The organism is uncultured Roseovarius sp. (assembly GCF_947259555.1).
In the GTDB taxonomy this organism is placed as follows: Bacteria; Pseudomonadota; Alphaproteobacteria; order Rhodobacterales; family Rhodobacteraceae; genus Roseovarius.
Map to the genome: position 1 here is coordinate 47,782 of NZ_CAMYMD010000001.1, position 19,436 is coordinate 67,217.

A 19,436-nucleotide genomic window follows, 5' to 3' on the forward strand; every position below is an offset into this window, starting at 1 on the left:
ACGCCCATGACCACCACCCGTTTCGCCCCGTCGCCCACCGGCTACATTCATGTGGGCAACCTGCGCACCGCGCTGATGAACTACATGATCGCCGCCAAGGCGGGTGGTACGTTCATCCTGCGCATCGACGACACCGACCCGGAGCGCTCGCGCGAGGAATATGTCGACGCGATCAAGTACGATCTCGACTGGCTGGGCCTGCATTGGGACCGGGTCGAGCGGCAGTCCGAGCGCCTCGACCGCTATGCCGATGCGGCCGACCGGCTGCGCGATATGGGCCGGTTCTACGAGGCGTTCGAGACGCCGACGGAGCTTGACCTCAAGCGCAAGAAGCAGCTCAACATGGGCCGCCCACCGGTCTATGACCGCGCCGCACTGAGCCTCACGGACGAGGAAAAGGCGGCCCTGCGCGCCGAGCGCGGTGACGGCGTCTGGCGCTTCAAGCTTAATCAGGAGCGGATCATCTGGCAGGATGGTATTCTGGGCGAGATTTCCATTGATGCGGCCTCGGTCTCGGACCCTGTGCTCATTCGCGGCGACGGGCAGGTGCTCTATACCTTGGCCTCGGTTGTGGATGACGTCGAGATGGGCGTCACCCATGTTGTGCGCGGCTCGGACCATGTGACCAACACCGCGACGCAAATCCAGATCATCGAGGCGCTTGGCGGCTTGGCCCCGCAATTCGCGCATCACTCGCTTTTGACCGGTCCGCAGGGCGAGGCGTTGTCAAAACGGCTCGGCACCCTCAGCCTGCGCGACCTGCGCGCGCGGGGGGTGGAGCCGATGGCACTGCTGAGCCTGATGGCGCGGCTTGGATCGGCCGACCCGGTGGAGTTGCGCAGCGACATGGCCGAGTTGATCGAAGGGTTCGATATCGAACGGTTCGGTGCCGCGCCGACCAAATTTGACGAGAACGATCTCTTTCCGATGACCGCCCGGATAATCGCCGCGCGGCCCTATGAGGCGGTGGCCGGGATCATTGCCGCGCTTGGCGTGCCCGACGATCTCGGCCCGCAATTCTGGGAGGTGACGCGCGAGAATATCTCGACGCTCAATGATCTTGAGGCGTGGTGGGCCGTGTTCCGCGACGGGGCCGAGCCGGTGATCGACGAGGACGACCGGGCCTTCATCGCCGAGGCGATGGCGCTCCTGCCCGAGGGGCCGCATGACAACGAGACCTGGGGCACGTGGACGACGACCGTAAAAGAGGCCACAGGGCGCAAGGGCAAGAGCCTCTTCATGCCGCTGCGTCTGGCGCTGACCGGTCAGGCGCGCGGGCCTGAGATGGCGAAAGTTCTGCCGCTTTTGCAGGTGATCAAGGCAAGAAACTGATCCCGCCGGTCGCGTCGCGCAGGCGCTTGCGCTCGCGGTCGAGCGGCAGCGCCGCGTCGGCATAATCGAGCGCGCGCGCCGACATGTCGCGCGCGGCCTCGGCCAAGTCTGTATCCGGAGCATCCGCGATTCGCCCGAGCGCGTCGCGCAGCCGCAGTGCGACCTCGATCTGATCTGCCCCGTCGCGGGCGGCGCCGGCAAAGGCGTTCTCGATCATCGCGTGGCGCGAGGTGTCGGGCAAGAAAATGCGCGAGAAAAGCGGCGCTTTCTCCTGTGGCTCGGCATGCGCCCAGTCGAGCAGCAGCTTTTCCTGACGGCAGATCACCGCGATCGCGGTGCCCGGATCGTTGATTCCCTGCGAGAGCGCGCGCGAGGCGGTTTCCGACAGCACCAGCAACCCGTAGGAGGCATCCTGCTCGAAGGTGCGATACCGGCCGATGGTCAGATGGCGTGCGATGGCCTTGATCCCGTCGTCGTCGAGGCCGATCGCATGTCCGATGGTCTGGTCCTCGATCACGTAATCGCCGGGACGGGCATAAAGATAGACCCGCGTCTGATCTGATTTCAGCCGCTCGCTGATGCCCGGCATATCGATGAACTGCACATAGCCCGTCGCCGGGGCCGTGAGCGGGCTGGCCTGTCCGGGAATGGCCGTCTCCTGCGTCATCACCACCCCACCCAGAGAGGGCAGGCGGCGGGCGCGGATAAGACAGGCGCGCGCGGCGGCCTCGGTCGCCTCGAGCGTGGCGTCCATGCTGCCGAGATCGCTGAGGTGATGAATCCAGCGCAAGAGCGCCAGCACGACCAGCACCACGACGGCCACGGTGAAGCCGAGAACCAGTACGCTCGAGCCTTCGGGATAGACATTCGACTTGATCAGGATGATCGAGCTGAGCGCATAGACAAAGGCCCCGATGAAGACCGCAAGCGCGGTATGGGTGGTAGTGTCGGCCAGCAGGATGCGGTGCACGCGCGGGGTGGTCTGCTGCGCCGCCGCGTTATGCGCCGTCACCATGACATTGAGCGAGAAGGTGCTGACCGCGAGCATGCCGGAGGCCAGGATCGACAGGATCGGCATCACCGATTCGGTGGTGAAGCGGTCTTTCAGCGCCGTGGGAATATTGTCTTCGAGCAGGATGGAAACGGCCGCCGCCAGTACGGCGAGCAGGGCGAAAAGGCTGACCCGCAGCCAGAGCTTGCGGCTCAGCCGCAAGAGGGTCATGGCCCATGTCGAGAGGAAATGGAACTTCACCGCACGTGCCCCCTGTCACCGATATGAGCCACGATCGTGGCGCGCCTGGCGGGTCCTGTCGATGGGTGGTCGCGAGTCATATCCGTGCCGCGATGATCGGCGGGCCGAGCCGGGCGAGGTGCATATCGGTCAATCCGCGCTCGTCATCGTCCAGTGCCTGATGGCGCGGATAACGCGGGGCGGCGCGGTCATCGAGAATGGGGGCCTCCCAGCCTTGGGTGGTCTCGAAAAATCGCGCCACCCCGGCCTCGCCGAACTCGCGAAGATAGCCCTGCACCACTACATCGACATAGCTGAGCAGGATGGGATGTGCCTCGGTCGGTGCGCCGTGATGACCGTCTGGGATGGTATAGACCGCGATCTCGGGCTCGTGGGGCAGGGCGTGGCGTACCTGATGCGCGGCGGGCGCGCGGATATAGGCGGCCTCGCGCGCATCGAGCGCGGGCCAATCGGCACCGGGCACCGGCGCGATCAGCCCGTCGATCTCGGCAGTCTCATCCGGCACCACCGTCAGATAGGCCACGGGCCGCAGATCAGTATGCCGCCAGATGCGCCGCCAGCCCTTGAGATGCGCCGTCTGCGCGCCCTCGAACACATGGGTCGCGCGGTTCACAAGGCTGCCATAGCCGAAGAAATATGCATCCTGCATGAAGGTTTTGCCGCTCCTTTGATCTGAATCATGGTTTTTCATCAGTCTCGGGGCAATCCTCGCCGAATTCAAGCAAGGGAGCCGGACACCATGCGGATCACAAAACGCACCAATATCGCAATCAGGCTGCTCATGTTCTGCGCGGCCAATGAGGGGCGGCTGGTTACCAAATCCGAGATCGCCGAGCGCTGCAACACCTCCGAGAGCCATCTGGCGCAGATCATCAACAAACTGGGTCAGCTTGGGTTCCTGCACACGCAGCGCGGGCGCACCGGCGGCGTGACCCTGGGCCGTCCGATGTCAGAGATTCGGGTGGGCGAGGTGTTTCGAAAGTTGGAGGAAAATACACCAGTTGCAGAGTGCTTCGCAGATGTGGACAACACCTGCCCGCTGACCTCGGCCTGCCGTTTGCGTGTCGCACTCGTGGATGCGGTCGAGGCCTTCTATGCCCATCTCGACGAGGTGACGCTCGATGCGCTGGTCTGCGACAACGAAGCGCTTTTCACGATCTTTTCAGCTGTGCCTTGCATGAAACGGGCTTGAAGGCGCGCGCGCGGTATACTAGCGTGCACCCATCTGGACAGGGAGAACTGGCACTGCCAGTGCCGAAGGAGCAACCGCCCCGGAAACTCTCAGGCATCAAGGACCTGCCCGGCCAAATGAACTCTGGAGAGACCCTGCGGAATGTGGCGGGGCGCCGAAGGGATAGCGATCTCAGGCGAAAGGACAGAGGGGGCATCGCGGCGCGGCCATGTGGCTTGCGTCCTGTCGGTGCCGGAGCGATCAGCACATGATCCGGCCCGGATGGATAGGGAAGGATGCCGATGGCTGATCTGGAGATCACACCGCTGAACGCGCTGCACCGCGAATTGGGGGCCAAGATGGTGCCCTTCGCGGGTTATGACATGCCTGTGCAATATCCCATTGGCGTGATGAAGGAGCATCTGCATTGCCGCGCCAGCGCGGGGCTGTTCGATGTCAGCCACATGGGGCAGGTGATCCTGCGCGCGCCGGGTGGTTATGCCGATGTGGCCCGCGCGATGGAGGCGCTGGTGCCGGTCGACCTGCTGGGTCTGGGCGTGATGCGGCAGCGTTACGGTTTTTTCACCAATGAGGATGGCGGCATTCTCGATGACCTGATGCTGGCCAATCGCGGCGATCACATGTTCGTCGTGGTCAATGCCGCCTGCAAGGCCGACGATATCGCGCATATGCGGGCCGGGTTGTCCGGCGTCGAGGTCGAGGAGATCACCGACCGCGCATTGCTGGCCCTTCAGGGGCCTGCCGCCGAGGCCGTTCTGGAGACCGTTGCGCCGGGCGTGGCTGCGATGCGATTCATGGATGTCGGCATCATCGACACCGACTTCGGAGAGTTGTGGATCTCGCGCTCGGGTTATACCGGCGAGGATGGCTATGAGATTTCGGTGACCGAGGATCAGGCCGAGCCATTGGCCCGCACGCTGCTGGGGCATGAGGCGGTGGCACCCATCGGTCTTGGCGCGCGTGACAGTTTGCGGCTGGAGGCGGGGCTGTGCCTCTATGGCCACGATATCGACACCACCACTAGCCCGGTTGAGGCGAGTCTCAACTGGGCCATCCAGAAGGTGCGCCGTTCGGGCGGCGACCGTGCAGGCGGCTTTCCGGGGGCCGCGCGTATTCTGGATGAGTTGCGGGCCGGTGCCTCCTGCGCCCGCGTAGGCCTGCGCCCCGAGGGACGCGCGCCGATGCGTGAGGGCACGCCGCTTTTCGCCGCCGCCGAAGGCGGCGATCCAGTCGGCCATGTCACCTCCGGTGCGTTTGGCCCGACCATCGAGGGGCCGATGTCGATGGGCTATGTCCCCGCCCAAATGGCCGCCGAGGGAACGGAGCTTTTCGGGGAGGTGCGCGGCAAGCGCCTTCCTGTCCGGGTGGCACGTCTGCCCTTCATCCCCGCCAATTTCAAACGCTGAACCAGCATCAGGGAGCAAAGAATGAAATTCACCGAAGAACATGAATGGCTGCGCGACGAGGACGGTGTCATTGTCGTGGGCATTACCGAACATGCCAGCGAACAGCTGGGCGATGTGGTCTTTGTCGAACTGCCCGAGGTCGGCACGCAGGTCACCAAGGATGACGAGGTGGTCGTGATCGAGAGCGTCAAGGCGGCCTCGGACATCCTCGCCCCCATCGACGGCGAGATCGTCGAGGTCAACGAGACGCTCACCGATGAACCCGGCAAGGTCAATGACGACCCGCAGGGCGATGCGTGGTTCTTCAAGATCAAGCCGAGCGAGCCCGGCCAGATGGACGATATGATGGATGAGGCCGCCTACAAGAAATACATCGGCTGAGGGTTCGCCCTCAGACAGAGTATTTCTGGAAAGATGAAGCAGGGGGCCGGCGCGCGCCGCCCCCGGATGCGATGAGGACATGACCATGCCGTTCAAAGCGACCGATTATCTGCCCTATGATTTCGCCAATCGCCGCCATATCGGACCCTCGCCCGAGGAGATGGGCGAGATGTTCGAGGTGCTGGGCGTCGAGACGCTTGAGGCGCTGATCGACGAGACGGTGCCGAAATCCATCCGGCAGGACGCCCCGCTCGATTTTGGCAAGCCCAAGTCGGAAAGCGATTTGCTGCATCACATGTGGCAGACAGCCTCAAAGAACAAGGTGCTGACCTCACTGATCGGGCAGGGCTATCATGGCACCGTCACGCCGCCCGCGATCCAGCGCAATATCTTTGAGAACCCGGCCTGGTACACCGCCTACACCCCCTATCAGCCCGAGATCAGTCAGGGACGGCTGGAAGCGCTGTTGAATTTCCAGACCATGGTGAGCGACCTGACCGGGCTGGAGATTGCCAATGCCTCGCTTCTCGACGAGGCGACGGCGGCGGCCGAGGCGATGACCATGGCGCAGCGTGTCGCCAAGTCCAAGGCGCGGGCGTTCTTTGTCGATGAGAACTGCCACCCGCAGAACATCGCCGTGATGCGGACCCGAGCAGCCCCTCTGGATATAGAGGTGATCGTCGGTGCGCCCGAGGAGATGGAGGCCGACAAGGTGTTCGGCGCGATCTTCCAGTACCCCGGGACGCATGGGGGGCTGCGCGATTTCAGCGCCGAGACCGCGGCATTGCACGAGGCGAAGGCCATCGGCATCGTGATCGCCGACCCTTTGGCGTTGACGCTGCTGAAAGAGCCGGGGGCCATGGGGGCCGATATTGCCGTGGGTAGCACACAGCGGTTCGGCGTGCCGGTGGGCTATGGCGGCCCGCACGCCGCCTACATGGCCACGAAAGACGCCTATAAGCGCGCATTGCCGGGCCGCATTGTGGGGGTGAGCGTGGACAGCCACGGCAACCGTGCCTACCGCCTCAGCCTGCAAACCCGCGAACAGCATATCCGCCGCGAGAAGGCCACGTCGAATGTCTGCACCGCGCAGGCGCTGCTGGCGGTCATGGCGTCGATGTATGCCGTTTTCCACGGGCCCAAGGGCTTGCGCGCCATTGCGCAGCGTATCCACCGCAAGACGGTGCGGCTGGCCAAGGGGCTGGAGGCGGCGGGCTTTCACGTGGAGCCGGGTGATTTCTTTGACACGATCACCGTCGATGTGGGTCTGTTGCAACGCGGCGTGCTGCAATCGGCGGTGCGCGAGGGTGTGAACCTGCGCCGCGTCGGCGACACCAAGATCGGCATCACGCTTGATGAGCGCACCCGCACCGCGACCGTGGAGGCGGTCTGGCGCGCCTTTGGCATCATCATGGAGGACAGCGATTTCACGCATGAGTATCGCATCCCCGAGGCATTGCAGCGCGCGAGCGCGTACCTGACCCATCCGGTCTTTCACATGAACCGGGCCGAGACCGAGATGATGCGCTACATGCGCCGTCTGGCGGATCGCGATCTGGCGCTTGACCGGGCGATGATCCCGCTTGGCAGCTGCACGATGAAGCTCAATTCCGCGGCCGAGATGATGCCGGTGAGCTGGCGCGAGTTCGCGCTGTTGCATCCCTTTGTGCCCGCCGATCAGGCGTTGGGTTACAAGCAGATGATCGATGATCTGTCGGCCAAACTGTGTGACATCACCGGCTATGCCGCGATTTCGATGCAGCCCAATTCCGGTGCGCAGGGGGAGTATGCGGGGCTGTTGACGATTTCTGCCTATCACCGCGCGCAGGGGCAGGGGCATCGCAAGGTGTGTCTCATCCCGGTCAGCGCCCATGGCACCAACCCGGCAAGCGCGCATATGGTGGGCTGGGATGTTGTCGTCGTGAAATCCGCCGAGAACGGCGATATCGACGTGGAGGATTTCCGCGCCAAGGCCGAGAAACACTCGGACAACCTTGCCGGCTGCATGATCACCTATCCCTCGACGCATGGGGTCTTCGAGGAGACTGTACGCGAGGTCTGCGACATTACTCACACGCACGGCGGGCAGGTTTATATCGACGGGGCAAACATGAACGCGATGGTGGGTCTGGCGCGGCCCGGTGACGTCGGCGGCGATGTGAGCCATCTCAATCTGCACAAGACCTTCTGCATCCCGCATGGCGGCGGCGGCCCCGGCATGGGCCCGATCGGCGTCAAGGCGCATCTGGTGCCGCATCTGCCGGGCCATCCGGAGACGGGGGGCGAACAGGGCCCGGTCAGCGCCGCGCCCTATGGCTCGCCCTCACTGCTGCCGATTTCATGGGCCTATTGCCTGATGATGGGCGGTGCGGGCCTGACGCAGGCGACGCGGGTGGCGATCCTCAATGCCAACTATATCGCCAAGCGGCTGGAGGGCGCCTATGACGTGCTCTACAAGGGGCCGACGGGCCGGGTGGCGCATGAGTGTATCCTTGACACCCGCCCGTTCGAGAAAAGCGCGGGCGTCACCGTGGACGATATCGCCAAACGGCTGATGGATTGTGGCTTTCACGCGCCCACGATGAGCTTTCCGGTGCCCGGCACGTTGATGGTGGAGCCGACGGAGAGCGAGACCAAGGCCGAGTTGGACCGCTTTTGCGAGGCGATGCTGGCCATCCGGCAGGAGATCCGCGAGATTGAGGAGGGGCGCATGGAGGCCGAGAACAACCCGCTCAAGAACGCGCCGCACACGATGGAGGATCTCATTCGCGAGTGGGACCGGCCCTATAGCCGCGAACAGGGCTGTTTCCCGCCGGGTGCGTTCCGGGTGGACAAGTACTGGCCGCCGGTCAACCGTGTGGACAATGTCTATGGCGACCGGCACCTGATCTGCACCTGCCCGCCGCTCGAGGACTATGCCGAGGCGGCGGAGTAGGGAGACGTCGGGAGACTGTAAGCGGAGCCCCGCAAGATGGAGGCGAGTTTAACCTTTCCTTCACCTCGCCCGCAAAATGTGGTGCTGCTGCAATCCGTTGCAGCAGAAGGAGGTGATCAGGCTGAATGAAAGCAATTTTCGAAGATGGATGGTCTTTCTGGCAGCGGGAACGCTGTTGGTCACGGTCATCCGGCTTTTGACGGGGCTTTGAGTTCCTGAAAAAGAAGACCCTGCGGAGTTGGCGCTCCGCAGGGTCACGTTTTCGGTGCTCAGACTGAAAACAACTTTCGAATACCCCGTATATTGCCGACTCCTTAGCAAAAAGTAAAGCGCGGCCCGCACCAATAGAAAACGCCGACCCGGGGGATGGCGTGATCCGTGGATCAATCGGGCGGCCCCATCGGGACCGCCCTTCTTAGTTAAAAAGGCTTCTTTGAAAAGTAACCGGTCCTTTTGACAGGATCGGCTACGCGACAGAAGCGGTTGCGCCATCACTCACAATTTACCCGATCTGACCACGTGTTTTGTCGCTAGCGCGATTATTACGAGTCTGTCATACCCCATATGGGGTAGGCCGCACGTCTAATCTGCAAGAAGTGCATCCAGGCGATCAAGCACGTCGCGCCAGTGTCGGAAAAAGGCCAGTTGTCCGGCATCTGCAAAAAGATGAAACTCGATCCAGCGATATTCGCGCTGGAAGTCCTCGTAGGTCTCCATCGGAACCTGCGGGTCCTGGGCGCCGTTCATCAGGATGATTGGCAGCTCGTTGCGCAAGGCGAGGAGATGCGCGCTCCAGTCTTCCAACTGGCCCGAGACCAGCTGACGCGAAAACGCGTCATGCGCGCAATGTGTGTCCGACAAGGCGACGTCGGAGCCTGTCACGAACGCCTCATACACTTCGCGATCCTCGAACGTGGCGATATCGGCAGCGGATTTTCCATATACCGCATGGATGAACCCGCGCTTGCCGATTTTCTGCGCCAGAAGAAAACCCGCCTTGACCATGAACGGCAGCAGGTGGGGTGTGTACTTGGCCCCCGCCAGAATGAAGCGGTGCCATTTGTCCATGCGCTCGAATTGTTCGCGTCGGGTGAGGGGCAGCATGCCTGAGCAGGCGATTATGCCACTGAACGCGCCGGGATTGTCGCGTGCGAGGCGCACCGCGTAATAGGTATCGCCGCTCAGGGCGATGATCGGACAGCGCGTGACCCCTTCGGCACGCAAGACCATCATCGTATCGCTGAGCAGCGTGGAGTCGTAATCAACGCCACGCCCGACCATGTCGGAAAAGCCATAGCCGGGACGCAGCGGCACGATGATCCGCAAGCCGCGGGTCGTGGCGCAGGCCTCGGCGGAGGCGGGCCATCTGACAAGGCCGAAATCGAGAGGCAGGTACAGGACCGGGCGCCCCTGTGGCGCGCCGAGGACGAGATAATCCACGCGTCGCCCGTCCGGTGCGGTGAGGGAATGAAAATCGCGCTCTGCCAGCGTGGCAGAACCGCGGCATACATCCTTCGGGCCGGTGGCACTGCGCACCGTCATCGCCGTCATGTCGATCATCGACAAGGCCAGTCGAACGAGCTCGAGTTGCGAATGGGTTTCTGTCTTTGCGAGGATCGACTTGATCTGCGCGCGGATCGTATCCACCGACCGGGCACGGCTGGCGGCGATCTCGTTCACGCTGTGGCAATCGACAAGATGGCACAGAATATCCGCCTCGGTCGCCGTCAAATCGAACGCCTGTCGCAGGATATCGCAAAAGCCGACGGGCAGATTGACCTCATTCGAGGCGGCCAGAACCAGAACCGTGCCATCGGCGGCCATACAACGCTGCAGGCGAAACACGATCAGATGATCCGCGCGCCGCGCTCTGACTCGGAGCACTGCACTGTCCTTGTTGCGATCCTCGAACAGAAGGGTAAGCGCGTCGGCGACAGTTCCGACATCGGACACATGAATCGGTATATCGGTCAGGCTCGCATTCGCGTTGAGCCCCATGAGTTGCCGTGCGGTCGCATTGGATGCGCGCACCGCATGCGTGCGGTCCAGAAGGACGGCTGCGACCCGGTCAAAAGGCGCGAGAATCGCCTCGATGTCGGGCAGGCTTGCCTCATTCGCGCCACTGATGTCGACGCGGTCCAGAAACTCTGTGGCGCGCCGGAAATGCGCGGCAATGCGCGGATCGTCCAAGAGATGCGGTGCATTCAGATCCACCTGCGCCCGCAATGGGCCTACGGTGCTCTCCCAATGATCGAGCAGCGCCTCGTAGCGGGCCGGATCAAGTGCGACGTCGTAGAGACGATCAATCGCCGCCGCCCGATCCTCTTCTGACAGGGTGACGCCGTTATCGTATTGATCCGTACCGGGCCGTCTCTTTGTCATCGGAAATACCTGAAGAGCGTCTAATTGAGACCCTAGGGATCAAGTACTCTTGGCGCTGCTGCCAGCACAAATCAATAAACAATTACGTCTCAGGACTCAATCCTCGATCAGACAGGCGAAATGGTCGCGCAGGCGTGTCCAAGTCTGCTCGTCGGACGCGCAGAGCAAAACGCCTTCGGGGATTGCAGTTGTGTAGTCGCGGCCATCCAGCATGCGGGCCACGCCGCCGGCCTGTTGGCAGATCAGCACGCCTGCCGCGTGGTCCCATGGGTTCAGGACGTCGGACATCACGAAATGGACCGCGCCCTGAGCCAGCAAGCGGTATTCGTGGCACGAGCAGCGGAGGGCGATGCAACGGCCAAGAGCCGAGAGCAATGGGCCGAGGCTGTCCTGACGCGGCTGAGACATCAGGAAATAATGCATGTAGCCCTGCAAGTCGGACAGCTCGCCGCCTTGTGAGACTGCGACTGCACGATCCGAGCCGAGTGCCCCGACCAGTTTTGCGGGAGTTGCCTCGTCGGCGATGATCCAGTCATCCGAAACGGGATCGTAGAGCAGGCCCAGCACCGGGCGGCCGAACCGTGTGACGGCGATGATCACACCGAAGAGCGGCAAACCGTGGACAAAGTTCCACGTCCCGTCCACCGGATCGATGATAAAGGCCATCTCCGCCTCGGACACCTCGTCGCGCAGCTCCGGCTTGGTGGTCACGGCTTCTTCCCCGACGATCAATGCATGGGGGAACATTCGCTGCAACCCGCGCGCCAGCATGGCCTCGGATTGGTGGTCCGCTTCCGTCACAAGGTCATGTGGCCCTGACTTCATATCTGCGTCGGCGCGGGTCAGATTGCGAAACCGCGGCATGATCTCGGCTTTGGCGGCGCGGCGCACGAGATTGATCAGCATGGTCTGCTGTGCGGGCGTCAGCGGGGGGGAAAGCGGGATCGGCAGCGAATCGGTCATGGCATCTCCTGTCGTTGCGCAAGTGACTGCCAGCAAGGACGCTTGAAATCAACGCGGCGATTGGGCATGCGCGGGCGCCATCACTCGCGCGCCCGCAGGGTGCGTGCGGGGCGGGCGCGCAACGGGCCCATGGCAAAGGCCAATCCGGCCAACAAGGTTACAAGCATCCCGCCGAAAATGATGGCGAGGGCCGAGCCCCAGATCACCTGGAAATCGGTTTCCATCACGAAATGACTGACCGCCCAGCCGCCGCCAATACCTGCGCCAAGGGCGACAACACCCGCCGCTGCGCCGAGGATCGCGGCCCGCAGGACAAGGCTGGTCAGGATGCGCCCGCGTGTCGCGCCGAGGGTCTTGAGGATGGCCGCCTCATAGGTGCGCGCCCTCTGATCTGCCGCTGCCGCGCCGATCAGCACCAGAAAGCCGGTCAGGAGCGTGACCGATGCCCCCCATGACGTCGCCGACGCGAGCCCCGCGAGCAGGTCTGTGACCTGCGTCAGCGCATCGCGCACATTGATCGCGGTCACATTCGGATAGCGGTCTGTCACATCGCGCAGGATAGTCTCTTCGGCGGCCTTGCTGTCGGCGTAGACGGTGGCGATGAAGGTGTGTGGCGCGGCCGCCACCGCCGACGGGTTCATCAAGAGGACAAAGCCCATTCCGACGCTGGAAAAATCCACCTCGCGCAAGGATGTAATGGGTGCCGTGAAATCGCGTCCGAGGATGTTGACGGTGATCTCATCGCCAATTCCGATGCCCATTTCCATCGCTTCTTCGGCGGCAAAACTGACTTGGGGAGGGCCATCATAGCCAGCCCCCCACCATGTACCGGCCGTGATCTCGGTGCGGGCGGGCAGGGCGTCGGCATAGCTGACGGCGCGGTCGCCCTCGACCACCCAATGACCGGGGGCCACGTCGGTTGCGGTGCGTCCGTTGATACGGCTGATGATGCCGCGCAGCATCGGCGCATTGTCGACCCGGCTCACCGCCGGGTCTGTCTCGAGGCGGTCGAGAAACCATGGCATCTGATCTTTCTGCAGGTCGACGAAAAAGAACGAGGGCGCGCGCTCTGGCAGGTCTGCGGCGATGGCGCGGCGCAGATTGCCGTCGATTTGCCCGACCGCCGCCAGCACGGCAAGGCCAAGCCCGAGCGAGAGCATCACCGGCCCGGCTGTCGTGCCCGGCCCGCCGATAGCGCCGAGTGCCCAGCCAAGCGCGGGCCGTCCGTGCATCCGCGCGCGCAGGGCGCGGGAGAGGTGCTGTACCAGGGTCGCCGCGAGGGCCAGTACGAGGAGGGCGGCGCAAATGCCGCCGGCGGTCCAGAACGTGAGGCGCATGTTGCCGGAAAAGACCACCGCCGCCGCCAGGAGTGCCGCAATCAGCGCGCCGGTCGCCGCTACCCAAGGCCAGCCCGGCCATTGGCGCCCACCGCCTGCTGCCTCACGATAGAGCGCGGCTGCCCGTACTTCGCGCGCGCGGGCGAGCGGCCAGAGCGTGAAGATGAGCACACTGAGCACGCTATAAAGCGCGGCTTCGGCCATCGGCGCGGCATAGGGCGCAAAGACCGCAGGCACCGGCAAGCGCGTTGCAAGGAGCGGTCCAAGAGCCACGGGAAGGCCCACGCCGAGCAAAAGACCGCCAAGGATGCCGATAAGAGCCAGCACGCCCACCTGAATGAAATAGGTCAGGAAAATCGTGCGCTGATCCGCGCCAAGCGTGCGCAGCGTGGCGATCACCTGTACCTTGCCCGCCAGATAGGCCCTAAGTGCCGCCGAAATGCCGACACCGCCCACCGCCAGCCCGGACAGGCCCACCAGGACGAGAAACGCGCCGAGGCGGGTGACGAACTCGGCCACGCGGGGGCTTGCATTGCGGGCGTCCGACCAGCGAAAGCCCGAGCCGTCCAGCTCTTGCATCGCGCGGTCCTCGAGGGCCGCGAGATCGGTGTCGTCGGGCAGATCAAGGCGGTATTTCGTTGTGAAAAGCGAGCCGGGGCTGAGCAGCCCGGACCCGTCAAGCGCGGCGCGGCTGACGATGGTGCGCGGCCCGAGGCCAAAGCCTGCCCGGCTCTGGTCTGGTTCCTTGACCAACTCTGCCATCAGGCGAAAGTCGCGCTCGCCCAACCGGAAGGTGTCGCCCACGGCAATGCCGAGACGCGATGCGAGCAAAGGCTGCATCACCGCACCGGCAACGCCGTCCGAGCCTTTGAGCGCGGTGTCGAGCGTCATGTTGCCCGAGAGAAGAACCTCACCGGCCAGCGGATAGGCATCGTCCACCGCCTTGAGTTGTGTCAGCTCTCGGCGTCCATCGGGTGAGATCGCCATGGAGCGGAAATCGGCGATCTCCGAGACACGCAGGGCATTTGCCTCCATCCATGCACGCTCGTCCTCGGTGGCAAAGCGATAGGTAAGCTCCAGTTCGGCATCGCCGCCAAGCAATGCGGCACCCTGTTGCTCGAGCCCGGCGCGGATGCTTTCGCGCAGGGTGCCCACGGCGGCGATGGCCGCCACGCCAAGGATCACACAGGCGAGGAAGATGCGAAAGCCGCGCAGGCCGCCGCGCAACTCGCGCCGGGCGAGGCGTGTCGCAACCGCAAGGCTCATGCGGCGGCCTCGCTGGTGCCGTCACGCAGGCTGATCACGCGATCACAGCGCTTGGCAAGTTCCGGATCATGCGTGACCAGAACCAGCGTCGCGCCATGTTTGTCCCGCAGACCGAACAAAAGCTCGATGATGTCCGCGCCGGTGGCACTGTCGAGATTGCCGGTCGGCTCATCCGCGAGAATGATCGCCGGGCGCGGGGCTGCGGCGCGTGCGAGGGCAACGCGCTGCTGCTCACCGCCAGAAAGTTGCGAGGGGTAGTGGCCCGAGCGCGATGCAAGGCCAACCGCTTCGAGCTCTTCGGACGCCCGCGTGCGGGCATCGGGCAGGCCGGCCAATTCGAGCGGGGTGGCCACGTTTTCGAGCGCGGTCATCGTTGGAATCAGGTGAAAAGACTGAAACACGACCCCGAAATTGTCGCGCCGGAGCCGGGCCAGCTGGTCCTCGTTCATCTCTGACAGATCATGCCCGAGGGCTGTGACGCGCCCCGACGTGGCGCGTTCCAGCCCGCCCATCAGCATCAGCAGCGAAGACTTGCCGGAGCCCGACGGCCCGATCAGGCCAAGCGTCTCGCCACGGTGGACATCCAGAGAAATCCCGTGGAGTATCCGCACAAGACCGGCATTGCCCTCCAGTGACAGTGTGACATCGGAGAGCGACAGAATAGGAGAACTCATGCGTTTGCGCCTGATTTACAAAGGTTTTCCGTTATATGGGGCCATCCGCCCGCTGGGCAAGGTGGTAGCGGCTTTTCTGACGCTTGTCAGCCCGGCATGGGCCACAGAGCCGATCACGGTGCTGGCGCTGGGTGACAGCCTGACCCAAGGCTACGGTCTGCCAGAGGGTGACGGGTTTGTGCCGCAGATGCGGGACTGGCTGTCGGCGCAGGATGTGGCGGCGAAGGTGATCAATGGCGGTGTGTCCGGCGATACCACAGCGGGTGGCGCTGCTCGTGTCGACTGGAGCCTGACGCCCGAAGTGGATGCAATGATCGTGGCGCTGGGTGGCAATGACCTCTTGCGCGGCATAGATCCGGCCGTAAGTCGCGCCAACCTCGAGACCATCCTGAAGGCGGCGCAGGCGCGCGACGTCAAGGTCTTGCTGGTCGGGTTGGATGCGCCCGGCAATTACGGGGCCGAGTACGAGACGGCTTTTGAGGCGATTTATCCGGAGTTGTCCGCCGAATATGACACGCTGTTCGCCGAGGATTTCTTTGCCGGTCTGGGTGAGGGCGATCCGGCGGCATTGCAACGCTGGTTTCAGGCCGATGGCATCCACCCGAACGCGCGAGGTGTGGTGCGGATCGTCGAAGCGCTCGGGCCAGATGTCCGCGCCCTGGTGGAAAAGGCGCGCGCCGCCGGGCAATGAGCCGCCGATCAGCCGCCTAGCGCATGATGGGCGCCCAACCCGAAGCGGTTGGCGGTTTCGGGCAGCGTGTCGCAGAGTTGGGTCACGAAGGCGGCGGCGATGGGGCTGTGGGTGCGCCCGTCGCGTGACAAGAGGCTGACACTGCGGATGCAGGCCGGATCCGCGAGCGGGCGGGTCACGACGCCTTCCGGCAGTGCGCGGGTTGCAAGGCCCGGCAGGATGCTCTCGCCGGCATCCGCCTGCACCATTGCGAGCAGCGACGTGAGATTGCGCACCGAAAGCCGCGCCGCGTCAGACAGGGCGCGAAATTCGGGGCTCTCAAGGCCGCGCAGGGTCTCGTTCAGGATGAGGCGCACGCCGTTCAGGTGGTGCCACTCGAGCGGCGTTTTTTCCTGTGCGAGCGGGTGATCCGCGCGGCACACAAAAACAAGTGGATCGGTGAACAGTGGGATCGCACGGAGCCCGTCGGGCTCTGTTGCGGGGCTTGCGATTCCCAGATCCGCATGGCCCCGGACCAGCATGCGCCGCACCGAGGCGCTGTCGGTGTCGAAAAGGTCGATTTCCGCGTCGGGCCGGTCTTGTACGAACTCCTTGAGCATCTCCGGCAGGATCAGCGCCGCCACCGATGGGACGGCGGCAATCCGAAGATTGCCGGAATAGCCGCGCGCATAGCCGGTGATCAAGTCTATCGCGCGGTCGTGGTCGCGCAAAAGCGGCCCGACCATTTCAAGCACGAAAGCGCCAAGATCTGTCATCTTGTTCTTGCGGTCGCTCTCAAAGAGCGGCCCGCCAAGCTCTGCCTCCAGCTGCTTGAGTGTCATCGAGACGGCGGATTGTGTCCGGCACAGTATCTCGGCGGCATCCCGGATGTTGCCGTGTTCGCTGACAGTGACAAACGCGCGCAGGGCTTCGGTCCGGATCATGTGTCGCCTGCATGTTGTTTAAGGAAAACTGAATGTATGTAAAAATATATTTGTTTGCCTTAATTCGGTCAATCGTTGAATGTCTGCGGTGCGCGGGTGATCGCCCGGCACTTCCCCGCTCAAATCACGAAGGACCAGCCCATGACGACCCAGCAAACAGCCAATTTCATCGCAGGCGAGTGGCGGATGTCGACAGAGGTGATCGAGAACCGCAATCCCTCTGATCTGTCCGATGTGGTGGGGCATTATGCGCAGGCTGGTCGTTCAGATCTCGAAGATGCGATTTCGGCTGCGCGCGCGGCGCAGCCGCGCTGGTGGGCGGCGGGCATCCAGAAGCGTCATGATGTCTTGATGGCAATCGGGTCCGAGTTGATGGCGCGGAGCGCCGAAATCGGCGCAATGCTTGCGCGCGAAGAAGGAAAGCCGCGCGCTGAAGGCGTGGGCGAGGTTTATCGTGCGGGGCAGTTCTTTTGCTATTACGGCGCAGAGGTTCTGCGTCAGATGGGTGATTTTGCCCAGAGCGTGCGACCTGATATTGATATAGATGTGCGCCGCGAACCGGTTGGCGTCGTGGCGATTGTCAGCCCGTGGAATTTCCCGGTTGCGACGCCTGCGTGGAAAATCGCGCCGGCGCTCGCGTTTGGCAATGCCGTGATATGGAAACCGGCCAACCTGACGCCCGCGAGTGCTGTGGCGCTCGCCGAGATCATCGCGCGGCAGGATCTGCCCGAGGGGCTGTTCAATCTCGTGATGGGCCCCGGCCGCGCGGTCGGCGATGCCCTGGTCTCGCATCCGGGCGTGGACGCCATCAGCTTTACCGGGTTCTCTGATCGCGGTTGTGTCAAGGGCGTTAGGTTTGTTGTCCGCCGGGGTCGTGGTTCTCTCCGAAGTCAGGCGATGCTGCTTCATGATGGCGTCCGGGGCTGATCGTCTGGAATGTCATTCACGAGGTTGATGCGGCTGCGTCACCTCGACCGCTTTACGCGAGATCGATCTGCCTCCGTCCCGGAGGACGCCAAACCCGCCCTTTCCTCAGGCGGGTATGCTGTGTGTTAGGTTATGGGCTCCTTCGTCCAATTGAATTCAGTTCCATTGCGCCAGATGGTGTGGAGGATCACGGCGATTTTGCGGGCGGTTGCGACAGCGGCCTTCTTGAAGCCTTTGCGCGCGCTGAGCCGGATCGCCCAGGATTTGAGAGGTGAGAATCGCCTGACCTGCGTCATCAGTGACGTGGCGGCAGAGACCAGCAGGCGGCGCATCTCGGCATCCCCACATTTAGAGATGCGGCCCGACCTGTCGATCTCACCCGATTGATATCGTCGTGGTGTTAGGCCAAGGAACGCGCCGACATCGGTTGATCGTCGGAACCTGTTTGCATCATCTATTGTCGCGATGAAGTTGAGCGCCACGAGTGGGCCGACGCCCGGCACTGTCATGAGGCGACGGGCCAGTGTATTCTGCTTGGCAACATGCATCAGCTCATCGCCCAGGGCCTCTGCCGAGGCGCAAAGCGTTTTGTGAATGGGTATCATGGTCTGCGCCAGAAGCCCCAGCATTGGATCACATGCGCCTGCCTCGGCGAGTTGGTCACGGAACCCCTGGCGATGATGGGCGCGCAAGACAGGACCCATGCGGATCCCGAAGGTTTTAAGGACACCACGGATGTGGGCCTCAAGGTCCTTGCGCATGCGGATCAGCCGTTCGCGCGCTGCAACCAGCGTCCGCACACGGTCCGAGGCTTCGCTGCGAATATGGACTTTCGTAAACCACCCGGTCCGCGCCAGCTGCGCCAGACCCTCAGCGTCCGCCTTGTCCGATTTGTTGAGGCGCGCTGACAGCGCCTTGTGCGCCATGCGGGCGTCGATACATGTGATCGGCACACCGCGTCTTTCCAGCTCACGCGTCAACCAAGTGGCAAGTATCCCACTTTCATGCACAACGCGTTCTGCACTTGGGGCATTCTGCGCAATATATTCCGCAATGGTATCAGGTTCGGTCGGCACAGACGCGCGGTTCAAGACCTCACCGCCTGTGTCCACCACACAAATCGAAACTTCTTTCAATGAAACATCTAAACCAACATAGTGGCTCATGGTCGTTCTCCTTACGGCTTTTGATTGGTGAGGCTGATACTATCAGACCTCGTTCGCCATCGGAGAGCGACCACCGCGATCACACCATGTGATCCTCTATCCCCGCCTTGCACCAACGAGGTGCAGGGCGGGGACTATGAAATAAAGCGCCATTTCTGGTCTTCGCCAAATTTTTTTCCTTCGCCTTCAGCAGATCGAGCCAATATTCCGATCACCAGCACAAAGACCCAACCAGAGAACCTGATCCGGAGATGCAAACGAGCAAGAAGCAGACCCGACACCTCCCGGCACCGCCGATCTGACACCAGCATATAACATGTGGCCCCTGCCGCAGGCTGGCTGTCGGGAGCACCAACATGTTCATGACCGACACTACCGCCACCGATGACGGTGGCGAATCCTGCGCGGCAGCTCTGGCCACGCTCGACTTCCTGCGCCGACACGGCGCCGGGGCATTCATAGCAGGGATAAGACACATAAGGTGTTTGATCCCATGGTTTGATGGTGCGATCCTTTCTCAGGAATGGAAGGAAGCATTATGGGCCAAGTTCGTCACGGGAGCGCCACGACCACGCACGCTGTCAGAGCAGCGATACAGCGATCGCAAGC

16 protein-coding genes, 1 pseudogene and 1 riboswitch are annotated in these 19,436 nt (G+C 63.1%); of the genes and pseudogenes, 8 read left to right on the forward strand and 9 right to left on the reverse strand.

The genetic code is table 11. The features are described from left to right. Nucleotides 1-6: 6 nt before the first annotated feature. A complete protein-coding gene (gltX, locus tag Q0X85_RS00240) occupies nucleotides 7-1,332 on the forward strand; it encodes a glutamate--tRNA ligase (RefSeq protein ID WP_297767420.1) in 1,326 nt (441 codons plus the stop codon). Here the strand turns inward: gltX and Q0X85_RS00245 are convergent. Together Q0X85_RS00245 and Q0X85_RS00250 are read right to left on the reverse strand one after the other, a co-directional pair. Continuing rightward, nucleotides 1,316-2,584 (reverse strand): DUF2254 domain-containing protein, encoded by a 1,269-nt coding sequence (locus Q0X85_RS00245; protein WP_297767423.1) that lies wholly within the window; start codon nucleotides 2,582-2,584, stop codon nucleotides 1,316-1,318. The genes gltX and Q0X85_RS00245 overlap by 17 nt on opposite strands. Nucleotides 2,585-2,660: 76 nt before the next feature. Beyond that, nucleotides 2,661-3,233, reverse strand: coding sequence for a gamma-glutamylcyclotransferase family protein (locus tag Q0X85_RS00250; RefSeq protein ID WP_297767425.1), 573 nt, complete (start codon nucleotides 3,231-3,233; stop codon nucleotides 2,661-2,663). 90 nt (nucleotides 3,234-3,323) lie between these two features. On the opposite strand from Q0X85_RS00250, the gene Q0X85_RS00255 reads away from it, so the two are divergent. From Q0X85_RS00255 to gcvP, 4 genes are all read left to right on the forward strand, one after another. After that, a complete protein-coding gene (locus Q0X85_RS00255; protein WP_297767427.1) occupies nucleotides 3,324-3,776 on the forward strand; it encodes an Rrf2 family transcriptional regulator in 453 nt (150 codons plus the stop codon). Between the two features lie 29 nt (nucleotides 3,777-3,805). After that, nucleotides 3,806-3,892: riboswitch (glycine riboswitch) on the forward strand. Between the two features lie 165 nt (nucleotides 3,893-4,057). Further along, nucleotides 4,058-5,182: a glycine cleavage system aminomethyltransferase GcvT gene (gcvT, locus tag Q0X85_RS00260; protein WP_297767431.1), complete on the forward strand. Its 1,125-nt coding sequence runs from the start codon at nucleotides 4,058-4,060 to the stop codon at nucleotides 5,180-5,182. A gap of 21 nt (nucleotides 5,183-5,203) precedes the next feature. Then, the gene (gene gcvH / locus Q0X85_RS00265; RefSeq protein ID WP_297767436.1) at nucleotides 5,204-5,563 is read left to right on the forward strand and encodes a glycine cleavage system protein GcvH; all 360 of its coding nucleotides are present in this window, start codon (nucleotides 5,204-5,206) and stop codon (nucleotides 5,561-5,563) included. 85 nt (nucleotides 5,564-5,648) lie between these two features. Further along, nucleotides 5,649-8,498 (forward strand): aminomethyl-transferring glycine dehydrogenase, encoded by a 2,850-nt coding sequence (gene gcvP, locus Q0X85_RS00270; RefSeq protein WP_297767438.1) that lies wholly within the window; start codon nucleotides 5,649-5,651, stop codon nucleotides 8,496-8,498. Nucleotides 8,499-8,558: 60 nt separating this feature from the next. Here gcvP and Q0X85_RS00275 read toward each other — a convergent pair whose 3' ends face one another. The 5 genes from Q0X85_RS00275 to Q0X85_RS00295 form a co-directional block, all read right to left on the reverse strand. Continuing rightward, entirely contained in the window at nucleotides 8,559-8,990 is a 432-nt protein-coding gene (locus tag Q0X85_RS00275) for a hypothetical protein (protein WP_297767441.1), read from the reverse strand. A 90-nt stretch (nucleotides 8,991-9,080) separates the two neighbouring features. Further along, nucleotides 9,081-10,880 carry a helix-turn-helix transcriptional regulator gene (locus Q0X85_RS00280; RefSeq protein WP_297767444.1) on the reverse strand — a complete coding sequence of 600 codons (1,800 nt, stop codon included), beginning with the start codon at nucleotides 10,878-10,880 and terminating at the stop codon, nucleotides 9,081-9,083. A 96-nt stretch (nucleotides 10,881-10,976) separates the two neighbouring features. Beyond that, nucleotides 10,977-11,843, reverse strand: coding sequence for an inositol monophosphatase (locus Q0X85_RS00285; protein ID WP_297767447.1), 867 nt, complete (start codon nucleotides 11,841-11,843; stop codon nucleotides 10,977-10,979). A gap of 80 nt (nucleotides 11,844-11,923) precedes the next feature. Further along, nucleotides 11,924-14,446, reverse strand: coding sequence for an FtsX-like permease family protein (locus Q0X85_RS00290; RefSeq protein WP_297767450.1), 2,523 nt, complete (start codon nucleotides 14,444-14,446; stop codon nucleotides 11,924-11,926). Continuing rightward, entirely contained in the window at nucleotides 14,443-15,120 is a 678-nt protein-coding gene (locus Q0X85_RS00295; protein ID WP_297767453.1) for an ABC transporter ATP-binding protein, read from the reverse strand. Before Q0X85_RS00295 ends, Q0X85_RS00290 begins: the two co-directional genes overlap by 4 nt. On the opposite strand from Q0X85_RS00295, the gene Q0X85_RS00300 reads away from it, so the two are divergent. Next, nucleotides 15,119-15,811, forward strand: a complete 693-nt coding sequence (locus Q0X85_RS00300) for an arylesterase (protein ID WP_297767456.1) — start codon at nucleotides 15,119-15,121, stop codon at nucleotides 15,809-15,811. The genes Q0X85_RS00295 and Q0X85_RS00300 overlap by 2 nt on opposite strands. Nucleotides 15,812-15,819: 8 nt before the next feature. Here the strand turns inward: Q0X85_RS00300 and Q0X85_RS00305 are convergent, their stop codons facing one another. Beyond that, entirely contained in the window at nucleotides 15,820-16,734 is a 915-nt protein-coding gene (locus tag Q0X85_RS00305) for a LysR family transcriptional regulator (RefSeq protein ID WP_297767459.1), read from the reverse strand. Nucleotides 16,735-16,875: 141 nt separating this feature from the next. Between Q0X85_RS00305 and Q0X85_RS00310 the strand changes: the two are divergent. After that, nucleotides 16,876-17,556 (forward strand): annotated as a pseudogene (locus Q0X85_RS00310) (aldehyde dehydrogenase family protein); the annotation flags it as partial. Between the two features lie 230 nt (nucleotides 17,557-17,786). Here the strand turns inward: Q0X85_RS00310 and Q0X85_RS00315 are convergent. Next, nucleotides 17,787-18,827 (reverse strand): IS110 family transposase, encoded by a 1,041-nt coding sequence (locus Q0X85_RS00315; protein ID WP_297767462.1) that lies wholly within the window; start codon nucleotides 18,825-18,827, stop codon nucleotides 17,787-17,789. A gap of 356 nt (nucleotides 18,828-19,183) precedes the next feature. Here Q0X85_RS00315 and Q0X85_RS00320 point away from each other — a divergent pair. Beyond that, nucleotides 19,184-19,436, forward strand: a 253-nt coding sequence (locus Q0X85_RS00320; RefSeq protein ID WP_297767464.1) for a hypothetical protein, incomplete at its 3' end; no start/stop codon positions are given.

Coding starts and splice junctions, on each gene's coding strand:
- Q0X85_RS00280 (WP_297767444.1), bottom strand. CDS start 10,880: ATGACAAAGAGACGGCCCGGTACGGATCAATACGATAACGGCGTCACC.
- gltX (WP_297767420.1), top strand. CDS start 7: ATGACCACCACCCGTTTCGCCCCGTCGCCCACCGGCTACATTCATGTG.
- gcvP (WP_297767438.1), top strand. CDS start 5,649: ATGCCGTTCAAAGCGACCGATTATCTGCCCTATGATTTCGCCAATCGC.
- Q0X85_RS00275 (WP_297767441.1), bottom strand. CDS start 8,990: ATGGCGCAACCGCTTCTGTCGCGTAGCCGATCCTGTCAAAAGGACCGG.
- gcvH (WP_297767436.1), top strand. CDS start 5,204: ATGAAATTCACCGAAGAACATGAATGGCTGCGCGACGAGGACGGTGTC.
- Q0X85_RS00300 (WP_297767456.1), top strand. CDS start 15,119: ATGCGTTTGCGCCTGATTTACAAAGGTTTTCCGTTATATGGGGCCATC.
- gcvT (WP_297767431.1), top strand. CDS start 4,058: ATGGCTGATCTGGAGATCACACCGCTGAACGCGCTGCACCGCGAATTG.
- Q0X85_RS00250 (WP_297767425.1), bottom strand. CDS start 3,233: ATGCAGGATGCATATTTCTTCGGCTATGGCAGCCTTGTGAACCGCGCG.
- Q0X85_RS00285 (WP_297767447.1), bottom strand. CDS start 11,843: ATGACCGATTCGCTGCCGATCCCGCTTTCCCCCCCGCTGACGCCCGCA.
- Q0X85_RS00295 (WP_297767453.1), bottom strand. CDS start 15,120: ATGAGTTCTCCTATTCTGTCGCTCTCCGATGTCACACTGTCACTGGAG.
- Q0X85_RS00290 (WP_297767450.1), bottom strand. CDS start 14,446: ATGAGCCTTGCGGTTGCGACACGCCTCGCCCGGCGCGAGTTGCGCGGC.
- Q0X85_RS00255 (WP_297767427.1), top strand. CDS start 3,324: ATGCGGATCACAAAACGCACCAATATCGCAATCAGGCTGCTCATGTTC.
- Q0X85_RS00315 (WP_297767462.1), bottom strand. CDS start 18,827: ATGAGCCACTATGTTGGTTTAGATGTTTCATTGAAAGAAGTTTCGATT.
- Q0X85_RS00305 (WP_297767459.1), bottom strand. CDS start 16,734: ATGATCCGGACCGAAGCCCTGCGCGCGTTTGTCACTGTCAGCGAACAC.